Origin of the sequence: Belliella kenyensis, from assembly GCF_022549675.1 — a bacterium.
Lineage (GTDB): Bacteria > Bacteroidota > Bacteroidia > Cytophagales > Cyclobacteriaceae > Belliella > Belliella kenyensis.
In genome coordinates, this window is record NZ_JAKZGR010000003.1 from 367,123 (window position 1) to 389,913 (window position 22,791).

The 22,791-nt window shown below is 38.4% G+C and carries 22 protein-coding genes; 12 read left to right on the plus strand and 10 right to left on the minus strand.

Going from position 1 to position 22,791, the window contains the following annotated elements; all coding sequences use genetic code 11:
• Positions 1-12: 12 nt before the first annotated feature.
• Positions 13-1,098, minus strand: coding sequence for an efflux RND transporter periplasmic adaptor subunit (locus MM214_RS04900; RefSeq protein WP_241292673.1), 1,086 nt, complete (start codon positions 1,096-1,098; stop codon positions 13-15).
• 119 nt (positions 1,099-1,217) lie between these two features.
• Complete coding sequence (locus MM214_RS04905) at positions 1,218-1,646, minus strand: hypothetical protein (RefSeq protein ID WP_241292675.1); 429 nt, start codon at positions 1,644-1,646, stop codon at positions 1,218-1,220.
• 246 nt (positions 1,647-1,892) lie between these two features.
• On the opposite strand from MM214_RS04905, the gene MM214_RS04910 reads away from it, so the two are divergent.
• Positions 1,893-2,558, plus strand: coding sequence for a TetR/AcrR family transcriptional regulator (locus tag MM214_RS04910; protein ID WP_241292677.1), 666 nt, complete (start codon positions 1,893-1,895; stop codon positions 2,556-2,558).
• Between the two features lie 12 nt (positions 2,559-2,570).
• A complete protein-coding gene (locus tag MM214_RS04915) occupies positions 2,571-3,896 on the plus strand; it encodes an ABC1 kinase family protein (protein WP_241292679.1) in 1,326 nt (441 codons plus the stop codon).
• Between the two features lie 321 nt (positions 3,897-4,217).
• Here the strand turns inward: MM214_RS04915 and MM214_RS04920 are convergent, their stop codons facing one another.
• Positions 4,218-4,862 carry a hypothetical protein gene (locus tag MM214_RS04920; RefSeq protein ID WP_241292681.1) on the minus strand — a complete coding sequence of 215 codons (645 nt, stop codon included), beginning with the start codon at positions 4,860-4,862 and terminating at the stop codon, positions 4,218-4,220.
• A 156-nt stretch (positions 4,863-5,018) separates the two neighbouring features.
• Here MM214_RS04920 and MM214_RS04925 point away from each other — a divergent pair, with 156 nt between their 5' ends.
• Positions 5,019-6,950: an ABC-F family ATP-binding cassette domain-containing protein gene (locus MM214_RS04925; RefSeq protein WP_241292683.1), complete on the plus strand. Its 1,932-nt coding sequence runs from the start codon at positions 5,019-5,021 to the stop codon at positions 6,948-6,950.
• A 6-nt stretch (positions 6,951-6,956) separates the two neighbouring features.
• Here MM214_RS04925 and MM214_RS04930 read toward each other — a convergent pair whose 3' ends face one another.
• The 7 genes from MM214_RS04930 to MM214_RS04960 form a co-directional block, all read right to left on the minus strand.
• Positions 6,957-7,547 (minus strand): hypothetical protein, encoded by a 591-nt coding sequence (locus tag MM214_RS04930; protein ID WP_241292685.1) that lies wholly within the window; start codon positions 7,545-7,547, stop codon positions 6,957-6,959.
• Positions 7,537-8,343: a hypothetical protein gene (locus tag MM214_RS04935; RefSeq protein ID WP_241292687.1), complete on the minus strand. Its 807-nt coding sequence runs from the start codon at positions 8,341-8,343 to the stop codon at positions 7,537-7,539. Before MM214_RS04935 ends, MM214_RS04930 begins: the two co-directional genes overlap by 11 nt.
• Positions 8,336-8,779 carry a hypothetical protein gene (locus MM214_RS04940; RefSeq protein ID WP_241292689.1) on the minus strand — a complete coding sequence of 148 codons (444 nt, stop codon included), beginning with the start codon at positions 8,777-8,779 and terminating at the stop codon, positions 8,336-8,338. The genes MM214_RS04935 and MM214_RS04940 overlap by 8 nt, the downstream gene beginning before the upstream one ends.
• Before the next feature lie 983 nt (positions 8,780-9,762).
• Complete coding sequence (locus tag MM214_RS04945; protein ID WP_241292691.1) at positions 9,763-10,932, minus strand: SH3 domain-containing C40 family peptidase; 1,170 nt, start codon at positions 10,930-10,932, stop codon at positions 9,763-9,765.
• Between the two features lie 223 nt (positions 10,933-11,155).
• On the minus strand, positions 11,156-12,454 hold the full coding sequence (locus MM214_RS04950) for an amidohydrolase family protein (RefSeq protein ID WP_241292693.1): 1,299 nt from the start codon (positions 12,452-12,454) through the stop codon (positions 11,156-11,158).
• A gap of 33 nt (positions 12,455-12,487) precedes the next feature.
• Positions 12,488-13,870 (minus strand): amidohydrolase family protein, encoded by a 1,383-nt coding sequence (locus tag MM214_RS04955; RefSeq protein WP_241292695.1) that lies wholly within the window; start codon positions 13,868-13,870, stop codon positions 12,488-12,490.
• A 12-nt stretch (positions 13,871-13,882) separates the two neighbouring features.
• A complete protein-coding gene (locus tag MM214_RS04960; RefSeq protein ID WP_241292697.1) occupies positions 13,883-15,571 on the minus strand; it encodes an amidohydrolase family protein in 1,689 nt (562 codons plus the stop codon).
• A gap of 244 nt (positions 15,572-15,815) precedes the next feature.
• Between MM214_RS04960 and MM214_RS04965 the strand changes: the two genes are divergently transcribed.
• From MM214_RS04965 to MM214_RS05005, 9 genes are all read left to right on the plus strand, one after another.
• Positions 15,816-16,184 (plus strand): response regulator transcription factor, encoded by a 369-nt coding sequence (locus tag MM214_RS04965; protein ID WP_241292699.1) that lies wholly within the window; start codon positions 15,816-15,818, stop codon positions 16,182-16,184.
• A 10-nt stretch (positions 16,185-16,194) separates the two neighbouring features.
• Positions 16,195-17,310 carry a HEAT repeat domain-containing protein gene (locus MM214_RS04970; protein WP_241292701.1) on the plus strand — a complete coding sequence of 372 codons (1,116 nt, stop codon included), beginning with the start codon at positions 16,195-16,197 and terminating at the stop codon, positions 17,308-17,310.
• A 4-nt stretch (positions 17,311-17,314) separates the two neighbouring features.
• Positions 17,315-18,745 carry a glycosyltransferase family 2 protein gene (locus tag MM214_RS04975; protein ID WP_241292703.1) on the plus strand — a complete coding sequence of 477 codons (1,431 nt, stop codon included), beginning with the start codon at positions 17,315-17,317 and terminating at the stop codon, positions 18,743-18,745.
• Positions 18,746-18,747: 2 nt separating this feature from the next.
• Positions 18,748-20,016: a YaiO family outer membrane beta-barrel protein gene (locus MM214_RS04980; protein ID WP_241292704.1), complete on the plus strand. Its 1,269-nt coding sequence runs from the start codon at positions 18,748-18,750 to the stop codon at positions 20,014-20,016.
• 12 nt (positions 20,017-20,028) lie between these two features.
• Positions 20,029-20,409: a response regulator transcription factor gene (locus tag MM214_RS04985; protein WP_241292706.1), complete on the plus strand. Its 381-nt coding sequence runs from the start codon at positions 20,029-20,031 to the stop codon at positions 20,407-20,409.
• Between the two features lie 9 nt (positions 20,410-20,418).
• Positions 20,419-20,961, plus strand: a complete 543-nt coding sequence (locus MM214_RS04990) for a class I SAM-dependent methyltransferase (protein ID WP_241292708.1) — start codon at positions 20,419-20,421, stop codon at positions 20,959-20,961.
• A gap of 4 nt (positions 20,962-20,965) precedes the next feature.
• On the plus strand, positions 20,966-21,223 hold the full coding sequence (locus tag MM214_RS04995) for a hypothetical protein (RefSeq protein ID WP_241292710.1): 258 nt from the start codon (positions 20,966-20,968) through the stop codon (positions 21,221-21,223).
• A gap of 130 nt (positions 21,224-21,353) precedes the next feature.
• Entirely contained in the window at positions 21,354-21,929 is a 576-nt protein-coding gene (gene msrA / locus MM214_RS05000; protein ID WP_376856714.1) for a peptide-methionine (S)-S-oxide reductase MsrA, read from the plus strand.
• Entirely contained in the window at positions 21,930-22,133 is a 204-nt protein-coding gene (locus MM214_RS05005) for a hypothetical protein (protein ID WP_241292714.1), read from the plus strand.
• Positions 22,134-22,791: the final 658 nt, after the last annotated feature.

Consider the following 22,791-nt stretch of genomic DNA (forward strand, 5'->3'; position numbering starts at 1 on the left):
AAAGTTCTCGATTTATTCAGCATGCAGCTTATCTAGACCAGAAATGATTTCTGAAATATTCAAAAACTCCGGATTGATTTTTTGCTTGTTTCTGACTTTTCTAAGTCCCTCAACCAATATCTTATCTCCTTCATGAAGTCCCTCTGAAATTACAAAGAGATGAGGGAGTTCCTGTGCAACTTTGATTTCCCTACTTTCTAAAATATTACCCTTTCCTAAGACAAATACATATTTCTTATCCAAGATTTCGAAAGTTGCTTTTTGAGGAATAATTAATGCTTGATGTATGGGAGTAGGGAGCATGATATTCCCAGTTTCTCCATGTCTGAGAAGACCTTTAGGGTTTGGGAATGTAGCCCTGAAGGCAATGTTGCCATTTTCATTGTTGAATACAGCTTCGATAGTCTCTACGATGCCTTTTTGATCAAATAGCTTTTGATTGGCAAGTTTCAATCTTACATCACTTTGATGATTCAGTGCATCGTTGTCGCTCAAATCTAAGTAGGCAGCTTCTGGTACATTGAAATAGACCCACATTTTCTCATTATCAGATAAGGTAGAAAGCAATTCACCCTCATCGAGGAGACTTCCTTGTCGTACATGAAACCTCCCCACTATTCCATCAAAAGGAGCTCTGATTTCAGTGAATCCCAAGTGCGTACTGGCGAGGTTAAGTTCTGCTTGAGCTTTGTCAAGTTTAGCTTTGACCAATGCAAGTTCACTTTTGGATACAATGTTGCTATCAGCTAGACTTTTGGTGTTTTCGTACTCGATATGTGCATAGCTGACTTCAGCATTGGCTTTGCCCACTTCTGCTTGATAGATTAGAGGCATTACTTGAAAAAGTAGCTGACCTTTTTTTACAGCTTGACCTTCGTCCACATATATTTTTTGCAAGTAACCTCTTTCAAGAGCTCTTAGCTCAATATGCTGATATGAATTGACCTGAGCCACATAATCTTGATAGATGAGGGTGTCTTTTACCAAAGGGCGGGTCACTTGCAAAGTAAGTATTTCTTTTTCATGATGCTTTTTGCTTTGGCATCCTGTCCATTGTAGCATACAGATGATGCCAATGAGAATCGTTGTTAATTTCATGTTGTATTAGATTTGTAAAAATTCCAGAATAGGAGATGGGTGCTAGAGGCTTGAAAACCTAAAGCATAGTCGATTCACCCAAAGTGCTAGACTTTAGCTCGATCGTATTTATAAAAAAATCAGGCTATGAAACTTCTCCAGGCGTGGAAAAGGATAAACAAAGGGATTGTTTCTCGGTGAAGTTGAGATATTGTCAGATAATCTACCGATAGATCATCTTTGTAGTAGATTTTGCTGTAGAGTTTTTGAAATACTTGAATGCATTCAACTTCAAGTTCACTTTCTCCTTCTTTTTCATCAGAATCCTCTGATTCTTCTGGTGTTGATTCTGGTAATTTTTCTGAGAATGGTGTATGATCAAGGGCATGTATGGTACTTTGATCTTGAGCAAGTTCTGTAAGGGAGAGACTTTCTGATATTCCCGCTGAGCTTACTGATTCAATGCCCTTGTCTGCAAAGCTATAAGTGAATAGTCCAAAAAATAAAGCACATGTCCATACCAAAGCCATCAGGCTTTCAGTTTTAGAAAATGGCTTGATATTTTTCATACTAAGGAATATGCTTTTGACCTCAAAATCTCAGCAAATGTAGCGTAATTCTTATTTTTTTTGCAAGGAATTCTAATAATTTCTCTGTCATGATTTAATATCAATTCTTACAAATTCTAGTCTATCAATTTTTAGGTTTAGTTTGCTTTTATTCACTTAATAGATTGTGAAATAGTGGAATTTAATTGACAATTTTCAAACTTCATTCTCCCTTTGACGGTTATACATCTAGTAAATAAAAGTATCATGGAAAAAGAAGTCACAAAGAAAACATCTAAAGTAGATCCAAAGACAAAAATCGTAGAAGGATACATGGCTTATATTCTTGAACATGGACAGGAACCTGCCTCCATATTCAAGTTTGCAAAAGAGCTAAAGATGAAAGAAGAGGATTTTTATAACTATTATACATCCTTTGAAGCGATCAAATCGGCCGTTTGGGAACAGCTTTTTGATCGAACAATAGTGAATGTAGAATCTCAAGAAGTTTACACTTCTTATAGCTCAAGAGAGAAGTTGTTAAGTTTTCTTTTTACATGGATAGAGGAGTTAAAGAAAAACAGGTCCTATTTACTTGTTTTATATGGCTCGAAAAAGGATCTCAAAGGATTATTGCCTTCTGAGGTGAAAGTTTTCAAAGGCATGTTCAAGGACTTTGCAAATGAAATCATCCTAGCTGGTAAAGAGACTGAAGAAATAGCTGATAGACCCGTGATCACAGACAGGTATGATGATGCACTATGGCTTCAAGTTTGGTTTGTCTTTCAGTTTTGGCTTAAGGATACATCTCCAGCATTTGAAAAAACAGATGCCGCCATAGAAAAGTCCGTCAACCTTGCTTTTGATCTTATGGGCAAAAGTGCTTTGGATACTTTTATCGACTTTGCAAAATTCCTATATCAGCAAAAATAAATCATTCCTACCATGGATTCGAATATGAAAGAGCAGGAAAGTATTCCTACCTCAAAAGTACAGCGTGCGGCGAAATTTATTACTACTGGTGCCAAAGTAGGGGGGAATTATGTGAAGCACTATGCGAAAAAAGTAGTTAATCCTAGTTTGACTAAAGAGGATTTGCACAATGAAAATGCAAAAGATATCTACAATTCTCTAAGCCAACTCAAGGGATCAGCACTCAAAGTAGCGCAAATGATGTCTATGGACAAGAATATCCTGCCCAGGGCTTACCAAGATAAATTTACCATGGCACAGTACAGTGCACCACCATTATCGTATCCTTTGGTTGTGAAGACTTTTCAAAAGCATTTTGGAAAAACACCTGATGGGATGTTTGACTCTTTTACCAAGTCAGCAGTCAATGCAGCATCTATAGGGCAGGTTCATCAAGCTACATTGGGTAAGAAAAAACTCGCTGTCAAAATACAATATCCAGGAGTGGCAGATTCTGTGAGTTCTGATTTGAAGCTGGTCAGACCATTTGCTTTGAGACTATTGAATATGAGCGAAAAGGAGCTGGATCACTATATGGAGGAAGTGGAGGAGAAACTTTTGGAAGAGACTGACTATGAATTGGAAGTGGCGAGGTCGAAAGAGATATCCGCTGCATGTGGTCATATTGCTAACTTGAGTTTCCCGTCATATTATGAGGAAATGAGCTCTTCTCGTATCATTACCATGGACTGGATTGATGGTCAGCATATTCGCGAATGGTTAGCAAACAAGAATCCAAGTCAGGAAGAGCGAAACAGGGTAGGTCAAGCCCTATGGGACTTCTATCATCACCAAGTGCATGAGCTCAAGCAAGTGCATGCTGATCCACATCCAGGCAATTTTATCATTCAGGACGATGGAAAGCTAGGAATTATAGATTTCGGCTGTGTCAAAGTGATACCAGAGGATTTTTACAAGGGGTACTTTTCACTGATTAAAAAAGACTTGATGATCAATGAACAAGAATTGGATCAAATATTCTATGGGTTGGAATTTATATCAGACAGAGATACAGCAGATGAAAAATTATATTTCAAATCTGTATTCAAAGAGATGATTTCTTTGTTAGGAAAACCTTTTCATGTTGATAGCTTTGATTTTGCCAATGATGATTACTTCGAGCAGATTTTTCAGCTAGGCGATAGGATATCAAATGATAAGATGTTCAAAAAATCAAGACAAGCCAGAGGTTCGCGGCATGGATTGTATGTGAACAGAACCTATTTCGGTATTTACAACTTACTCAATCAACTCCAGGCCAATATCTCTACAACCAAACCAGAATGGTTAAAGGCTTGAGTTTGATTTAGCTAGAGTTCTTGGAAATATTGTAAATAGAAATCAAATTTTAATTACCATCACCTTAAAAAACAGTTTTTTAAGGTGATGGTGATGTTTTTATGTGTTTTGAAGCGTGTTCTAAGCAGTAAACTTCTAGCTTCATTTTTGAATTTTTGATTTTAAGTCAGTCGCTTTGACTATTCTTCCGTTCTTAGAATCTTCCAGTGATTGATCATTTTTTCACTTCTTAAGGTAGTAACTTATAAATATAATAGCTGAGCTAGTTTGTGTACTTAACCAGCCCAGCTTAAAATTATTCAATGATACAAGTCATTTCTCTTAATTAATCAGTCCCTCACTTCTGAGTTCTTTTTTCATTGAGTCGACGAACTCTCTAGCAAAACTCTCAATGTCATTTGGATTTAGAGTTTTGGATTGGGCGGACCATAGGAGCTCTAGAGAAGATGAATCATAAAGGTTTGTTTCGAGGAAGTATTCCTTGTCTTTGACATAATATCCTTGATTCCAACCTGCCCCATGCCAATGATTGAAATAGCCTCCGAAGTTGCCATAGTACCCAAATCTTCCCATAGGAGCAAATCCACCTCCTACAGGTCCTCCTTGTACATAGCGCTCTTCCTCTTCAATGTCAATCAATGTCACCGTCAAGATAGCCTCTGAATTAGTCGCTTGAATTGCCTCTAGAATTTTGTCTTTACTAGGTTCTCTTTCATCAAAAAAGTCAGGTCGAAGAGATTCAATACTTTTGGTCGTACTTACACTTCTGTTTTGTAGCCTATTGGAAAATTCATTTTCAATGCTTTGTCTGATTTGAAGATCCTCTGTCAGTGCTGCAATGTATATGCTGCTATAGCCAGTTTTTGCCTCTTCTGATTTCCAGCTTGCAGTAATCTGTGTGCTAGGTGCACATGCCCAAGACAAAGTTAAAAGGGCTACCAAAGTAATTAAAATGGAATTTTTCATGTTACGGTTGATTAAGTTTTCGATTAAGAAAATAGCGTGGGTAAGCAAAAAATAGCAAAGTACGTTCCAGAATGGTTTATTCGCCAATATTTAGCCCTATCAAAAAGAATTTCATATACTCCCTTGTTTCATTGCTAGATTACTTATTTTTGCGCCATGTTATCAATCAACAATCTTTCGTATTTCATAGGTGGTAGAGGTCTATATGAAAATGCATCCTTACATATCAAGCCAAAGGATAAAATTGGACTAGTGGGACTCAATGGTACAGGTAAATCTACTTTGCTCAAATTGATCAATGGAGATTATCAACCAAGCGCAGGAGATATCCAAAAGGCGAAAGATTGTACCATAGGCTTTCTTAATCAGGATTTACTTTCCTATCAGTCTGAAGATTCTATTCTTGATGTAGCTTTAGAAGCTTTTCAGGCTACACTTAAATTTCAAGAGGAAATAGACGCTGTACTTAAGCAGATGGAAACGGATTATTCCGATCAGGTAATTGATCGTCTAGCGAAGCTTCAAGATCAGTTTGAGGCCAATGAAGGCTACACGATCAAAGCCAAAGCAGAGGAGGTATTGGAAGGGATTGGATTTCAGACAGCAGACCTGAAGAGGCCATTGAAGACATTCTCTGGAGGCTGGAGAATGAGGGTGATGTTGGCCAAGTTACTTTTGGAAAAGCCTTCTCTCTTGATGCTCGATGAGCCTACCAACCACCTTGATTTACCTTCCATACAATGGGTCGAAAACTACCTTAAAACCTATGAGGGTGCTGTGATAGTCGTGTCTCACGATCAGGAATTTTTGGATAATTGCATTGAAAAAACTGTGGAAGTGTCTCATGGAGGTCTGACTTTATACTCGGGAAACTATTCTTTTTACAAAGAAGAGAAAAAGGAGCGGATGGAGATTCAGCAGAACGCTTATGAGAATCAGCAGCAGATGATCAAGCAAACGGAGCGATTCATAGAGCGGTTCAGGGCCAAGGCAACCAAGTCAAACCAGGTACAGTCCAGGGTCAAAGCTTTGGAAAGACTGGATCGGGTAAATGAGGTAGTGGATGATAACATAGCCGTTAATTTCAAATTTAAATTTTCTCAACAATCTGGTAGGGATGTAGTGACGCTAGATCAAGTATCCAAAGCTTATGGTGACTTGGTGATTTTGAAAAATTCCACAGCGAGAATTGAGCGGGGAGACAAAATAGCCTTGATCGGTGCCAATGGTAAAGGGAAATCTACCGTGTTGAGAATCATAGATGGTACAGAAAAAGTTGAAGGGAGTAGGACAGAAGGATATAATGTCATCAAATCGTTTTTTGCACAGCATCAGCTTGAGGCCTTGAATGTGAATAATGAAATCCTTCAAGAAATGAATCAAGCTGGATCTTCCAAAACAGAGCAAGAGCTAAGGAATGTGTTGGGCTGTTTCCTATTTACCAATGAGGATGTATTTAAAAAGATCAAAGTGCTCTCTGGGGGAGAAAAGTCCAGGGTTGCTTTGGCGAAGACTTTGATATCAGAAGCCAATTTTTTGTTGCTTGATGAGCCTACCAATCACTTGGATATGCAATCTGTCAATATCCTCATTCAGGCGCTGGAGCAGTACGAAGGGACTTTCATCACGGTCTCTCACGACAGGCACTTTATCAGAGGAGTTGCCAATAAAATATGGTATATCGAAGATCAAGAAATCAAGGAGTACCCTGGTACTTACGAGGAGTTTTTGAACTGGAAGGCAAAGCAGGATGCGGAGGCATTGGTCACAGCAAAAACTGAGGCTGCCCCCAAAGTCGTGGTAGCAAAAAGAAGAGAAATCAATCAGACCGAGGCTAACCAAGTGAAGAAAGAGCTAAAGAAAAAGCAAAGGGAGTTGGAAATAGTGGAAGAAGAGCTGATGGGGATTGAAGAACAAAAGATAACTTTGGAATCAGAGATGGCTAGTCCAGAGGTGTTTGCAGATAGCCAAAAACTCGAAGCTGTGAATTTGAAATACCAAAAGATCAAAGATCAAGAAGCTAAGATCAATGCCCAATGGGAGCAATTAGTTGAGGAAATCGAGCAATTGGAGCTCGAATTGGGTTGATGTGCTTTACCATTTTATCCTATAGCTCGTTTTGATACCAGAGAAAAGGATATGGTATGGTATAGGTCCTGTATTATACACGACTAGACCGATGTCGAAATCTCCGATTTGTCTTCCTATTTCCAAGCCATAATTGATCTCGCGATAGCTTACTACCCAATTTTCTTGCGCAGGGTCATTATATACCGAAGTGCTTTGATTTATCGCAGCTCCAAGAGATCCCTCGATGTACCAGTCCCTGATATTTCTTCGGTATCCGATTGCCAAAGGGATTATTTGGTTATAGGCTCTCTTTTGACTAGCGTCTAACCTATCTGAAGGTACTGGAAAATGATGGTATCCAGTTCGGATGATGAAACGACCCACTTTTTGTCTTCCCAAATATACTTTGACTGGAAGTCCAAAGTGTACAGGGTAGGAGCTGTTGAACCTGTTTAGCGTAGGGCCGATCTCCGCACCAAAACTTACATAATTCAATCCATTTTTATAAAGTGGATTGGAGCTTTTGGCGATTTCTTTTTCAGCATAAGCTGATTGGCCAGATGCAGCCAAGCATAAGCTAACTGCCATCGAAATTAATATTATTTTAGTCTTCATATTCCCACCAATTTTCTTTTTCTTTCTTTTTTCCCATTCTATATCTGAGGCTGAATATGTGATGCAAGGCACTGCCATTACTCACTATCCTAAAAGGGTGTACGCTCTCTGGATTTTCTGAGATGTTTTGTCCTGTTTTGTAGCTTCCTTCCATTTCTACCATATCGATAAAACCCAATCTTCCTGTCAGTCTATAAATAAAGATAAAGCGCTTTCCCAAATTCCACATTGCCTCACCTCCGGCTTCTAGGCTGAAGTTTATCTTTGATAAATTTTCTGTAAAATATTGAACTGATAAGTTTGTAGGAGGTGAAGGATATACAGGAATAGAAGCCAACCAAGTTTCACCTCTTGAATTTAAATTGCCTGCAAGTAAATAGGTGTTTAAACCAAATAAAAGGTTTAGATTTATCGATTTCCATTGAACTGAAGGGTTATAAATTATCTTAGATGGAATTTCTATTGTATTTGTATGGCTTCCATACATTAATGGTCTGTTTAATAATCTTTGGTATCCTGGTTCGTTGTAATACACTGCCACTGTTCTGGAATATGGGGTACTCAATACACCAGACTCAAATCTCCAGGTCTCACTGTACTGAAAGGCAATGCTGCCACCTATAGAAAACATTGGACCTCCCCCTCCTCGAGTGTACAAATATTTATAAGAATCTTCATTTTGCCTGATCTCAGATCTTCGGGCGACATCAAATCCCATGGTCCACCTCCCTTGAGCAAGGGAGGTGGAAAATGAGATGCATGATGCAAACAATATGGCAAAGACGGATTTAATCATCGAACTTTACTTTGATTTGCATTTCTTCTACTCTTTCTGTGAAATAATCATGATACACTAATGTTCCATACTCGGTATACCTCACAACTTTTCCTTCTATCATTAATTCTCTCTTTTCATTGACAAGAGAAGCTGTAAATTCATCTGTTATAATAGAGTCCTCTTCGATATCATCATCTTCCAGTCTTAGCATTGCAGGATTTACCTTTGCAAGCTCAATTCTTTTTTGTCTCAAGGAGACGAATTTATCTTTGAAAATCCCGAGTTCATCGCCCTCTTTATCACTGTTTTTCTCTACAAAATCAGAGAAGCTAGTCAGATTTTTGAAAGATATTCTACCAGTGGGGTCAAGTTCTGGAGGAAGAACCTTTTCAATAATACTGTTTTCTTCATTAATCAGATCAGGCGTTTCAGAAACTTCCTGACAAGAAACCATTAAAATTGCTAGTAAAAACTTTATTTGTAAAGTTTTGTAAAGTTTTGTAAAGTTTTGTAAAGTTTTGTAAAGTTCTCATAATTTTAAAAGTTAGGTTAAAACATATTTTTGGTCTAATATATACATAGACGGTAAAAAATCCAATCAAAAGGTTTTTTTATTTAATCATCAGAGTTTCCCCAAAAGCACGAGTATTGAGAAGCTTCATAGATTTGAGGCCTCCTAACGAAATAAAGTTGATATATGGCTTTACCTATGGGTAGACAGGTGTGGTGATATTTTGGTGATATATGCCTTCGGCGATATAAGGTTGATATATGCCTCTACCTATGGGTAGACAGGTGCGGAGATATAAGGTTGATATATGCCTGTGGCGAGTGAATCTGGAATTATACTTTCTAATTATACGCTTTTTTGCCAGCAACTTCATTTCATTGGCTCAACAGGTTGTTAATGGTCAATATCCATAAGTATCCAATATCAATTTATATCGGAAATTAGATAAATCGGAATCCTTTAATGTCAATGGCAAAGTTCCTTATATCCATATAATTCAATTATAAGTACATTCGTTTTTATGCTTGCAAAAGTATTTTATTCAAATAATAGATTACCTCTGGATTAAAATCAACTATTAACAAGTGCGCCTCTGCGGATCTAGCCCACTACATCGGACAGGTTTCAATCAATATCTTAATCCTTAAAATCCCAAATAAGACCTTACTACTGCTATCTTCACCGAAATCCATATCCAACAATCCACTAATTCACTAATTCACTAATTCACTAATTCACTAATTCAACAATTCAATAATTCAACAATTCACTAATTCACTAATTCACTAATTCACTAATTCACTAATTCACTAATTCACTAATTCAACAATCCAACAATTCAATAATTCAACAATTCAATAATTCAACAATTCACTAATTCAACAATCCAACAATTCAATAATTCAACAATTCACTAATTCAACAATTCAATAATTCAACAATTCACTAACTCCTTTGATATTGTTATTTGATGTACCGACAATTCTTTTGGTTCTCAGGTACCTGTTCAATTCGTACTCGTCATAATCAGGGCTTTCTGGATCAAAGCTGCTGATCCTTACTCTTCCTCTTGAGTGGATAAAAGCCTTATCGCCTATCCACATTCCTACATGGATTACACGTTCTTTTTTACCTTCGGTAGCTTTTTCTCCAAAAAACAAAAGATCACCAACTTGTAAATCATCCCAACCTTTGGAAGTGTCAATCTCTTCTCCTTCATGAATTTGTTGTGAAGCGTCTCGGGGGATGATTGCACCATTGAGATAGTAGATAGTTTTCGTAAATCCACTACAGTCCACACCTTTGACCGAAGTGCCACCCCAGAGGTAAGGCACACCCATCATGGATTTGGCAGTTTTGATAAGATTTTCTTTGCTAGGATTTCTGCTTTCAAGCCATTTATCCATCTCTTCACATTGAGATTTATCCACCCAGCCTTTTCTACCATCTGGGAGCACTACTTCCCAAAATCCTCCTTTTTCTCCTTTTACTTCTAAAATATTTCCTGCTACTAGATCGCTTATAAAATCTCCCTTGTCTGCATTTTCATACACATAGCCAACGATTTCGGTGAAGATGACCTTGGGTGCATTGATCCAAGCTTGTAGCTCTTCCTGGTTTTTCAAAGCTATACCAGCAGCATCTACCCAAGATATGTATCCCTCAGGTGTTTGGATTAAATACCAGCTTCCATTTTTTTTCAATACTTTGAGCGGCGTCCCCATTACAGCTTGAGTTGCTAGCTCGGCGGAATGCTTGGAATCACTCCTGATATTTGCGACAGATATGGTGACAAGAGCTAATGTTTGTGCTCCCAGTTCTTCCGCTGGCAAGAGTACAATTTGATTGTCATAATTGATATGGAGGCTATCTAGATGATTTAAGAATGCTTCCAAGCCTTCTTCTTGATCGGTTTGGCCACTTAAGACTTTGCCATCCCACTGTATATCCCAAAGTGCTACTCTTTTATCTGGAGCGAGATCCATACGGAAGGATTCTATACTTTCACTGACTTGAGATGATTTTGGGTCTGTACAGGCTGTGAAGCTGATGATCGTAAATGCAAAAAAGATTAATATGGATAGCTTTTTTTTCATGATAGCTTAGGGTTCTTCTTACTATTGTTATTCTTGAGGGAGTTTAGATTATTCGCCTCGACTACATTACAAATATGTTCTTAAGCAACGCTACGAGTAAGTTATTTGGAATTTCAATCCCGGCTTTGATCTGCTTCAGACAAGTTTTTACTAAATATTGGATGACGACAAAACCGCAAGCTAATAATTTTTAGCTTGCGGTTTTTGAATTCAAAGAGTCTATTTATTTCTCTAGACCAGGCGATCTTTCAAGGAATTCTTGATAGAGCTTGATGTGTCTGTTGCTCATTGGTACTCTGTAACCATCTATGAATACGTGAGAAACTTGGGTTCTGGTCTCAAAAGGATCACCAGATGAGACAAACAAAGTTGCGTCTTTTCCAGCCTCTATAGATCCCATTTTATCAGCGATACCAAACACCTCAGCAGCATTGATGGTAACGGCTTTCAAAGCCTCCTCTTTTCCCATACCATAAGCAGCTGCAAATCCTGCATTGAAAGGAAGGTTTCTCACATTTTCGGCATCATTGGTTCTGATTACTACTTTCACGCCAGCTTTGGCCAATTTGCCTGGATTGGTATAGGCTGCGTCAAATCGATCTGATTGACGAGTAGGTATAGATAGCATAGGGCCTGTGATTACTGGAAGTTTAGCTTGCGCGATTTTATCAGCTACTCTCCAACCTTCCGCTACACCTGTTAGTATGGCTCTAACTTTCTTTTCTTCTATCCATTTGATTGCTGAAAGTATGTCTTCGGCTGCATTTACCTCTACTAGAAGTGGTAAATCTCCTGAAATGACTTTGGCTAGTTGATCCATTTCAGGGTAGAAAGTCAATTCAGCTTCTGAACTTTTTAGCTCATGATATTTGGTAGCTTTTGCCCAGATTTCATTCAGGTTTTTTTGAGCTTGTTCTGCATCTTTTTTGACTTCTTCCTCACTTCTTCTATCCCAGGTGCTTCTTCTGGCAGAGGTTGGGAAATTTAGGATGACTCCTTCAAATCCCGCATACATTTGATCACCTGTATAGCCATTCAAATTGATCAGTGCGGCGGTGCCGGGAAATAATCCACCCGATGGCGATGCTAGGGTAGTGGTGACTCCACTGACTCTAGTGACTGGTATGGCTACTGAATTGGGATTCACAGCCACCAATGCTCTCATGTTGGGAGTAACTTGACCAATTTCAGCAAAATCTTGTGTCTCTGGAAGGGAGTTAACTTCTACAAGACCCAATCTACTGCCTCCGTCAAAAAGCCCTGGATAAATATACTGACCTGTGCAATCTATTACCTCCGCATCTCCAGCGGAAATATTGGTGCCAACGGATTCTATTTTCCCATTTACTATAAGCACGCTCCCATTTTTTATTTCACCTTTTGTGACAGTGACTACAGTAGCGTTTTGGAGTAAAAATTTTCCATTTCTTGGCTTGATAAATTCTCCGTCAAACTGTGCCTGCGTCACCACAGGGAGTAATATCAAGGCCAATAGGTATATGATTGAATTGAATTTCTTCATGATTTCTTGAATTTTGAATTGTCCTTGAACCTATTAATGTGAATGCTGGAATAAGCTTCTTCCAAAATTGTTGAAAAAGAAATCAACACCATGCATACAATTGTGATCATGTTCTTTTAGGAAAATAGGTTCTACGGTATCCGTTGCGCTTACTTTTATCCTCATATCATCTGCGTCATCATGGATGTCAAAGTACTTGACTCCATCCACAAATGTCATCTGTGGAATAGCATATACAGATAAGGGATGCTCATCGAAAATCACCAAATCTCCTTGCTTTCCTTCTTCAATGGAGCCAACTTTATCGGCTATTCCCAATTGCTTTGCGGGATTGATCGTAATGAGGGCAAGTGCTTGCTCATCACTCAGCTGCCCATAGCGCTGTGTTTTTGCAGCTTCATGATACAAGTGGCGTATAAGCTCACCAGAATCCGAATTGATGGAAGTGATGACATTGTTCTCAGTTAGTATTGCGGCATTGTAAGCGGTGGAGTAATATACCTCAAACTTATACGCCCACCAATCTGCGAATACCGATGCGCCCATTGTGTATGCTGCCAATTCAGGAGCGACTTTGAATCCTTCATTTACATGAGAGAATACAATGTTGGTGATTCCAAAATCACGACATGTATTGATCAATGCATATATTTCATCAGCTCTGTAGGAGTGACAATGGATGATGATCTTGCCATCCAAGATATCTACCAATGTTTGAAGCCTTGCGTCATGCTTAGGAGGTATAGGTGTAGCACCTTTTTGCTTGAGTGCTGTATTGTAATTTTCCCAAGACTTTTTGTATTGCAAAGCTTCGTTAAAACCATTTCTAATGATAGCTTCCACGCCCATGCGGGTTCTAGGCTGAATGTTTTTTCCTCTACCATGAACCCGTGTAGGGTTTTCCCCAAGTGCAAATTTTATGGTCCTTGGTGCTTCTTTCATGTAAAGATCTTCTGGGTTGTATGTACCGTATCGATGCTTAAGGGTGATGTTTTGACCTCCGATGGCATTTGCAGACCCGTGCATGGCATGAGAGATCGTCACTCCGCCTGCAAGTGCCCTGTACAATCCTACATCAAATGGATCCACTACATCTGCCATTTGCACCTCCGAGGTGATTGGTGCTGTAGCCTCATTCACTGCATCCAATGCCACGTGTGAGTGAGCATCTATAATACCAGGCATGAGGTATTTGCCTTTGGCATCTATTGTGGTGACATTACTTGCACTTAGCCCTTTGCCTATTTTTTTGATAATTCCATTTTCGACCAATACATCTGTATCTTCTAGTGTTCCGTTTGTCACAGTGAGTACAGTTGCATTTTTGATTAGAACCGAACCTTTGTTTGTCTGTCCTTGAGTAGGTATCCAAACCAAGGTCAAAATAGCGGCTATAAATATGTTAAGCTTTTTCATTTTGAGAGTGATTTAGAAGTTGAGACTAGTTGGTTTTTTCGAGGCATTCATAGGAAAGCTTCCAAATTCTCCTAGAGAAATCTGACCAGAAAATTGACTGCCATCAATTTCTCCAGATACATTTACCCTAATGTCCATGCCTCCAGCGCTGACATTGAAGCTGAAGCTTAGGTTATTGTCAGCTACTTTGATATCTTTCATATCAGCTTGAGCAGTGCCATTGCCTGTTGGATCATCATAAGTAATGATGCCTTTGAGGTTAGAGCCACTACCTTCTATTTTCATGATGCCTCCAGAGCTTCCAGCAGGTGTATCTGAAGTATATTCCCATTCCCCCGCTATACTGGTATTACCTGTATTGGAGCTTTCAGTTGCAGATTTTTTGGATTTGGTTTCATAGTCAAATAGATAACCATCCGCTATCACGTGCTTGACCTGAGCATCTTTTGAAAATAAGGGAGCCGTGGTGATGACCATATTGGCTAGTTTGCCTTTTTCCAATGTTCCAGCAAACTTTTGTATCCCAAGGTTTTCAGCATTATGTATAGTAAGTGCTGCCAAAGCCGTGTTTTCACTGAGGCCATTCTCAATCATGATCTGAAGATTTTTCATAAAATCTCCTGATTTTGAGCCTGCTGTAGCAAAACCAAATTTGATCCCCTCTTTTTCTAGCAAGGAAGCCTGTTTCAAAGCCTGTTGATAGGCTTCTTTCACGCGAGTGGTTCTAGCTTTGTATTCTTCTGTAGCATCTTCTTTGGATTTTGTTTTATCCTCTGGCAATGACAAGGAAAGCAATATGATGGCATTTGAAGCTTTGATTTCTGAAATCAAATGCTCAACTTCTGTCACACCTGACAGCACCAATTTGAATCCCAATTCTTTTTGAAGTCTTAATGCTCTTCTTGTTTCAAGATCATTGGAAACTTCAAATATCACAGGGATATTTTTATCAAGCACAGGATACATAGCCTGATAAGTCTTGTTGATTTCGGGTCTGTTCAGGCCATTATTGCTCGCAAAAAGCTTGGTATGTCTGGCGGAAAGTTCAGCATTTTTGTAAACATCGCGAAACTTTGCCATTACCCCTAATGGTGTACCCGGGTATACACCTCTGGAGCCCCTAAATCTGGCCATAAGGGCTGTGTTTTCTGCCAAAATGTTGGTCGAATAACCACTTCCATAGGTGATAATAGCTGCTTTTCCAGAGATCATTCCGCCGTCAGGAATTAGCTGTGCTATGGTAAATCCAGCCTTTCTCCAGTCCCCAATAGCGTTGTTTTGCTTGTCATGATGATCCAAAACAGCTCTCCATGGAGTGATACCTGCTTGTTCGTCAGTAGGATTGGAGGAATCGAAATTGGCTGGTCTCTCAGGATCTGAGGGTCGGCTTACTCCAGCGCTGCTCGCACCGTCTATGAATCCAGGATAGACAAAAAGAGAGTCTCCAGAGAGTATGTCCGTCCCCTTAGGAATCGACACATTGGTACCCACTGCCGTTACTAAACCATCTTTGAAAAGGATGGTAGCTCCTTGGATCGTTTTTCCTGGAGAAGTGGTGATTGTTGCATTTGTGATTGCATATGAGCTACTTACCCTCCTAGTTCCACTAGGATCGCTTTGAGCATGGGTTTTTAAGCTTAGTATGAAAAAAACAGCAACAATTAAGCTACTCAATAGCTTGTGATTTGTACAGATTTTCATTCTATATTATTGATGGTTTGGTTGACTTTTCAATCATGTAAGCTAGTAAAAGATTTTTTCCATAAAAATTTATTTTTTTTTTAGCGTCAAATTTTGGTAAGAACGGCAAAAAAGTGAAAACATAAGTCAATTACGTATCTTTGTATTTTCTTGAGGTCATAATTGTATTTTTTCTAGAATGTGACGAAACTTTTTTTATAAAAAAAACGTAGTAAATTTCGAATTCAATTGCAATATATACCACATGAAGAATGTTTTATTGATAGAAGATGATATGCTTATTTCCAATTTGGTCAAATTCAGACTCAAAAAAGACGGGTACGAAGTCACCATAGTGGAAGATGGACAAGCAGGGATTGAGGCTATTGATACACTTTCACCAGATTTAATTATTACCGATGTCATGATGCCATTCAGGAACGGCTTAGAAATCATCAATCACGCTAAAATGGTCAATCCAAAAGTTCCTGTAATAGTCCTTAGCTCCTTGGGTGAGGAAGAAAATACGGTGCTGGAGGCGTTTACTATAGGTGCCTCAGATTTTATACCAAAGCCATTCAAGCCAAATGAACTGTCTTTCAGGGTAAAGAAATGGTTGAAATACGCATCATGACGATTGATAAATGTATTACTTTCTATTAAATTTTGTTTCTCCACTTTTACTCTTTGAATATCACTTTCAATATTCAAATGCCTTGGATGTTGTATTGGTTTTGCTACTCTTTGCGTTTGGGTTGATACTATTCTATTTGTTTCGATTCATTCGACGTCGAATAGATGCCGACAATCAAGAAAAAATTGCTCAGTATAAGATTTACGGTTTTTTTACCAAGCTTCTTTTTGAGGAAGACCTTGATGAAAGGTCGTTCAATGAGAAGGTGAATAAGATTAAGAAAAAAGTACCTTTTGACAAGCCCTGGTGCAAAGAGCTTCTAATCGAAAATATCATTGATTTGGACAAAAATCTCAAAGGAAATTATAGTCAATTGCTGATCAAGATCTACCTACAGCTAGGCTTGTTCAATTATATGAAAAGTCTTCTCGAAACTGGCAAGTCCTATTATATCAGCAAAGTAATCTATTATTGGAGAGAACTTGGTTATGCTCCTAGTTCTAAAATTATCTATCCTTATGTGAGGCATGAAAATGAGCAGGTGCGTACAGCTGCTGTCCTAGCCTATATTTCTCTCTCAGACAAAGACCCTTTGAGTATTCTTGATGAATATGTAGATCGCATCAGTCCTATAGATGAAATCAAGCTCTTGGACATTATTCAAAGAAAAAAGATCAAGAAACCAACCTTTATAGGGGATTGGTTGGCACATGAGCGTCCTTCTCATGTGGTATTTGCATTGAAACTTATCGCCTATTATAATGCGCTTGAATTCAAATCAGCTGTGATAGAATTGATCAAATCAGCTGATCTAAGGATAAGAGAAAGTGCAATCGAAGTGGTAAGAAGGTTGCTCATAGAAGATGCGGAAGGAGCCTTGATCGATATTTATGATGAAGGAAATGATAAATTAAAAATAAAAATAGTTGAATCACTTGCTGCTATGGGGTCTAGGTCTGGTGAAGCATTTTTGTTTCAAGTAGTAAACTCACCAAACAGATCTGAATTACTTCTAGCTGCAATGCGCGGGTTAAAAGAATTAGATTCAGAGTTGTTTGTTCAAAACTATCCAGAGGGATCGACTTTGTGTGCTGTCAAAAAACATGTTCTAGATCCATACATTTAAGAAGATGATTGCTTATTTTAAAGATTTTCTGAGGTATTACGAATGGTTTATTCTTGTCTATTCTTCTGCTTATTTGTTCTTGTATGTCTTGATGGGGATCTTGGCTTTTATAGCTATCAAAGCATATAACAACAATAAATATTTTTTCAAGGATGATATTTTTGTGAAATCTAATCATGTCACAGGAGTATCTATAGTAGCTCCCGCCTTCAATGAAGCCTTGAATATAGTGCATAATGTTCGCTCATTGATGAATTTGAATTACCCCAAATTTGAAGTGGTGATCGTCAATGACGGAAGCACAGATGATACATTGCAAAAGCTCATTGAGGAATTTGAATTGGTGAAGGTTGATTTTTTTTATGAAGGCAAAATCGAAACAAAACCAGTCCGAGGCCATTACAAATCCACTAATCCTGTATATAGCAATTTGCTAGTTGTGGATAAAGAAAATGGCAAAAGCAAGGCAGATGCCTCCAATGCGGGAATCAATTCTGCCAAGTATCCGCTTTTTATCTGTACAGATGTAGATTGCATCCTGAGAAATGACACCATTATGAAGTTGGCTAAGCCGTTCATGGAGTCAAAAACAAGGGTGATTGCTACAGGAGGAGCACTAAGACCATCCAATTCCTGTACTGTCAAAGATGGGTTTTTGGTGGATGTTCAATTTCCTGACAATTGGTGGGCAAGCTTTCAAGAGCTGGAATACATCCGCGCTTTTTTATTTGGAAGAATGGCTTGGGGTCAAATCAATGCGTTGCTATTGGTCTCTGGAGGTCTGGGGATGTTTGACAGAGAGATAGTGATACAAGTGGGAGGATACTGGCACAAGTCCTTGGGTGAAGACATGGATCTGATCTCTAGAATGAGAAAATATATGCATGATCAGCAGGAGAAATTTAAGATTCTATATATACCAGAAACCTTGTGTTGGACAGAAGTACCTTCCACCAAAGCTGTCTTGATGCGTCAGAGGGTAAGATGGGCTAGGGGGTTGATCCAAACTTTGATACTTCACCGAAACATGTTCTTTAATCCAAAATATGGTCTTACAGGTTTTGTTTCGATGCCTTATTTTTTCTTTTTTGAGTTTATTGTTCCGATTTTAGAAGTTTTTGGTCTATTGATCATAATATTAAGCATACTTTTGTTGGGCGTGAGTTTTATGGCTATTTTCAAACTTGTTTTGGCAGTATATTTATTCTACTTGATCATCACAATCAGCTCAGTACTTCTGGACGAGATGTTCAATAAATACTACAGATCAAGAATGGATTTGGTCAAATTAGTTTTCAAAGGAGTAATAGAACCATTTACCTACCACCCATTTGTGGTATATGCTGCGATCAAGGGATATTGGCATTATTTCGCAAACAAAGAGCAAAAATGGGGAAATATGCAAAGAACTGGTTTTCAGACTAAAAAGAAATAGTTATGAAGAAATTGATGTTTTGGATTTTTATAAGTTTCTGCACTGCAAACGCGGGAACATTGATGGCTCAGCAAATCGATACGGATAGCTTATTGGTAGTAGCCTACCAAGAGTTCAATCAGAAAAATAACCCAGAAAGCGCTAAAGTGATGGCCTGGACTGCTCTGGCGCTAGCCCCTGATTACTTGGATTATCACGTACTTCTTGGTAGAATATATCAGAAGCAAAATCATTTGGATAGTGCCAGCTATTATTACAACTATGTGCTAGAAAGAAATACTTCCTACCTAGAAGTATATGAATACATCATACCCGTAGCTATAGCCAAAGGAAATCAAGAAGAAGCAAAAAAGTGGATAAATACTGCAAGAAATCAAGGCCTGAGTGCTGACTATCTACATAGATTCGAACATGAGCTTTTGATGCAGTCAGGAGATATCAGGGCAGAATATGAATATTTGAAAAAATTGCTTACTGCCAATCCCGATCAGTCGGCATATAGGCAAAGGTTCAATTTTCTCGATGCGAGATTTAATGCAGATAGGCTTGGTGTGAATTATAGTATCACAGGTTTCGATAGGGATGGGGTAGGTCCATGGCACCTTGCAGGCTTACAATATATCCGAGAGCGAGAATGGGGGAGCTTGATCGGAAGGGTCAACTATGCCGATAGGCTGAGCGGAGGACAGTCCATTTCCAATGGGATTCAATATGAGTTAGAATCTTATTTTTTTACTGGTAAAATGTCCTACTCATATGTGGGTGCAGCCTATAGTAATGCCATTGTTTTTCCCAAGCTACGTTTTGGCTATTCTTATTTTAAAAATTTCAAGGACGGATGGGAAGGTGAACTTGGTCTGAGGTATACTCAGGTCACTCCTCCAGGAGAGAATAGGGTCTTCAGATCGGGAATTATTGGAGTAGGGAAGTATATTGGTTCTTATTGGTTGAATATCAGGTCATTTTTGCAAAATGAAGAAGATAAATTCTACCCAGCCTTTACTTTGACTACACGATATTATTTTGGTGGTAGGTTTGATTATCTTACCTTTATTGCTGGATATGGGACATCACCTGATGAAAGGACCACTTTGGGTCAATTTGAAAATAGAGTTGCCTTGGATTCTTACAGAGCGGGCATAGGTTATTACCAAGCCTTGAGGCAAAATGTACTCATCGGAGCTCAATTTATGTATAACCACCAGGAGTACTTTCCAGGTCGTACACAGCAAGAATTTGAGGGTACACTGAATTTGCAGTATAGATTTTGATGAAAATACAGAATGGAAGACCCTAAGTTATATACCATAGTACTTATCGAAGATGATGAATTGATCTTGAAAATGACTGAGTTCAAGCTAAAACAAGCGGGATTCAAGATCTATATAGCCAAAGATGGTGACAGTGGAATCAGGGCAATACGTCAACATGTTCCTGACCTGGTGATCACAGACATCATGCTTCCATACAAGTCTGGTTTAGAGGTGACTCACCTTTCCAAAAAGGAATTTCCAGACATTCCTATCATAATCTTGTCTTCGCTTGGAGATGAAGAAAATGCCGTAGACAAAGCCTTTAGCCTAGGAGCGGATGACTTTATTTCTAAACCTTTTAATCCCAATGAACTTGTGTTAAGAGTAAAAAGATTTTTAATAGTTCGTTAACCATTTTATATGTCCAAATTTAAGTTATTTAAAGAATTATTTACCAATATTTCTACCACTGGTGCCGTGACTTTTAGTTCTAAGGCATTGGTAGATAAAATGTTATCCTATGCAGATTTCCAATCGGCCAAGGTTATAGTAGAGCTAGGAGGTGGAGATGGAAGTATCACCCAAGGTATAGTAGATAGGATGAATCCCGATGCTACTTTGTTGGTGTTTGAAATATCCAAAAAGTTTTGTGATAACCTCCAAACACAATTTACCCAACCCAATGTCAAAATAATCAATGACTCAGCTGAAAACATAGACAAGTATCTGGAAGGCAAAGAGGCAGATCTTATTTTATCCTCCTTGCCCTTGTCATTGATTCCAAAACCTGTAAGAAGCCAAATCTATCAGAAAAGCAAAGCTTCGATTTCTTCCCATGGTAAATTGATTCAAATTTGCTATTCTTATTTCCTTAAAAATCAATTTGAGTCTTATTTCCCAAAGGTGAGTGCCACCTTTACGCTCAAGAATTTCCCACCTGTATTTATTTTGATCTGTCAGTAAGTATTTGAAGTACACCGTAGACATACCGATATTAGAACTAGCTATCTTAGAGATGATTCGCATGAACCCCAATCAGTCTTTTGATCCTGCGGAGGTTGTGATGTGGCTTTTTCCCCAATCATGGGAATATTTTGTTGATGATGTAGTTGCAGAAGCAGAAAAGATGTATGACCAAGGAAAAATCTCCCTGATCTTTGGTGGTGAAAGTTCGAACAAAACAACTTTGAATAAGTCAGCTTTCAAAATAACAGCCAAAAAATAAACCATGAGGGCTAGATTTCGGTTATGAACAATAAAAATAGCTCATGATCAGAATAGTAATTTGTATGATTTTCAGCTTCGCTGTAGCATGTAAACCATCTACAGGTCAGCAATCAAAGAATAATAAAGCCATGGAAAAAATTCCTCAAACAAGTGTAGTCGTACCAGAGGGTATGGAGGTAGCAACTTTTGGATCAGGTTGCTTTTGGTGCATAGAAGCCATATATCAGGATATAGAAGGGGTGAGTGAGGTGAAATCCGGCTACAGTGGTGGACATATTGATAAGCCTTCCTACAGACAGGTCACCTCTGGCACCACAGGACATGCAGAAGTGATTCAATTTACTTTTGATCCTAAAGTAATCAGTTTTGAAGAACTACTAGAGATCTTCTGGTCTACCCATGACCCTACTACGCTGAATAGACAAGGAGCTGATGTAGGTCCTCAGTACAGGTCAGCAGTCTTTTACCACAATCAAGACCAGAAGGATAAAGCTGAGTTCTTCAAAAAGAAACTAAATGAATCTGGAGCATTTTCTAAGCCAATTGTAACAGAAATCACTGCATTCTCCAACTTCTACGTGGCAGAAGACTACCATCAAAATTACTACAAAGACAACGGCGCCCAACCCTACTGTCAACTAGTGATCAAACCTAAAGTCGATAAATTTAAAAAAGTTTTTGCTGAAAAATTAAAAACGGAGTAGATGCTTGAGAGAGACGAGAAGCGAGAATCAAGAAACAAGAATCAAGAAACAAGAGACAAGAAACAAGAAACAAGACGCAAGAATCAAGAACCAAGAACCAAGAATCAAGAACCAAGAACCAAGATGCAAGAATCAAGACGCAAGACTCAAGACCCGATAGATTCACTTAATTTTGTGTCCCGATTTATCTTACTTCCGATATAAATTGATATTGGATACTTATGGATATTGACCATTAACAACCTGTTGAGCCAATGAATTGAAGTTACTGGCAAAAAAGCGTGTAATCAGAAAGTATTTATCAACTTATATCGCCGAAGGCATATATCAACCCCATATCGCCGAAGGCAAATATCAACTTTATATCGCCATAGGCATATATCAACTCAATATCTCCACACCTATCTACCCATAGGTAGAGGCATATATCAACCTTATATCGCCACACCTGCTAAAATCCCGATTTATCTTACTTCCGATATAAATTGATATTGGATACTTATGGATATTGACCATTAACAACCTGTTGAGCCAATGAATTGAAGTTACTGGCAAAAAAGCGTGTAATCATAGGTAGAGGCATACAATGTATTATGTACCAAGTATAAAGTACCAAGTACAGTGTACCAAGCTTGAAGTATAATTTCAGATACACTCGCCGAAGGTATATATCAACTTTATATCGCTTTAACATATATCAAACTCCCCCTTCATCTTTCATTAAGATACAAGACGCAAGACTCAAGACCCGATAGATTCACTTAATTTTGTGTCCCGATTTATCTTACTTCCGATATAAATTGATATTGGATACTTATGGATATTGACCATTAACAACCTGTTGAGCCAATGAATTGAAGTT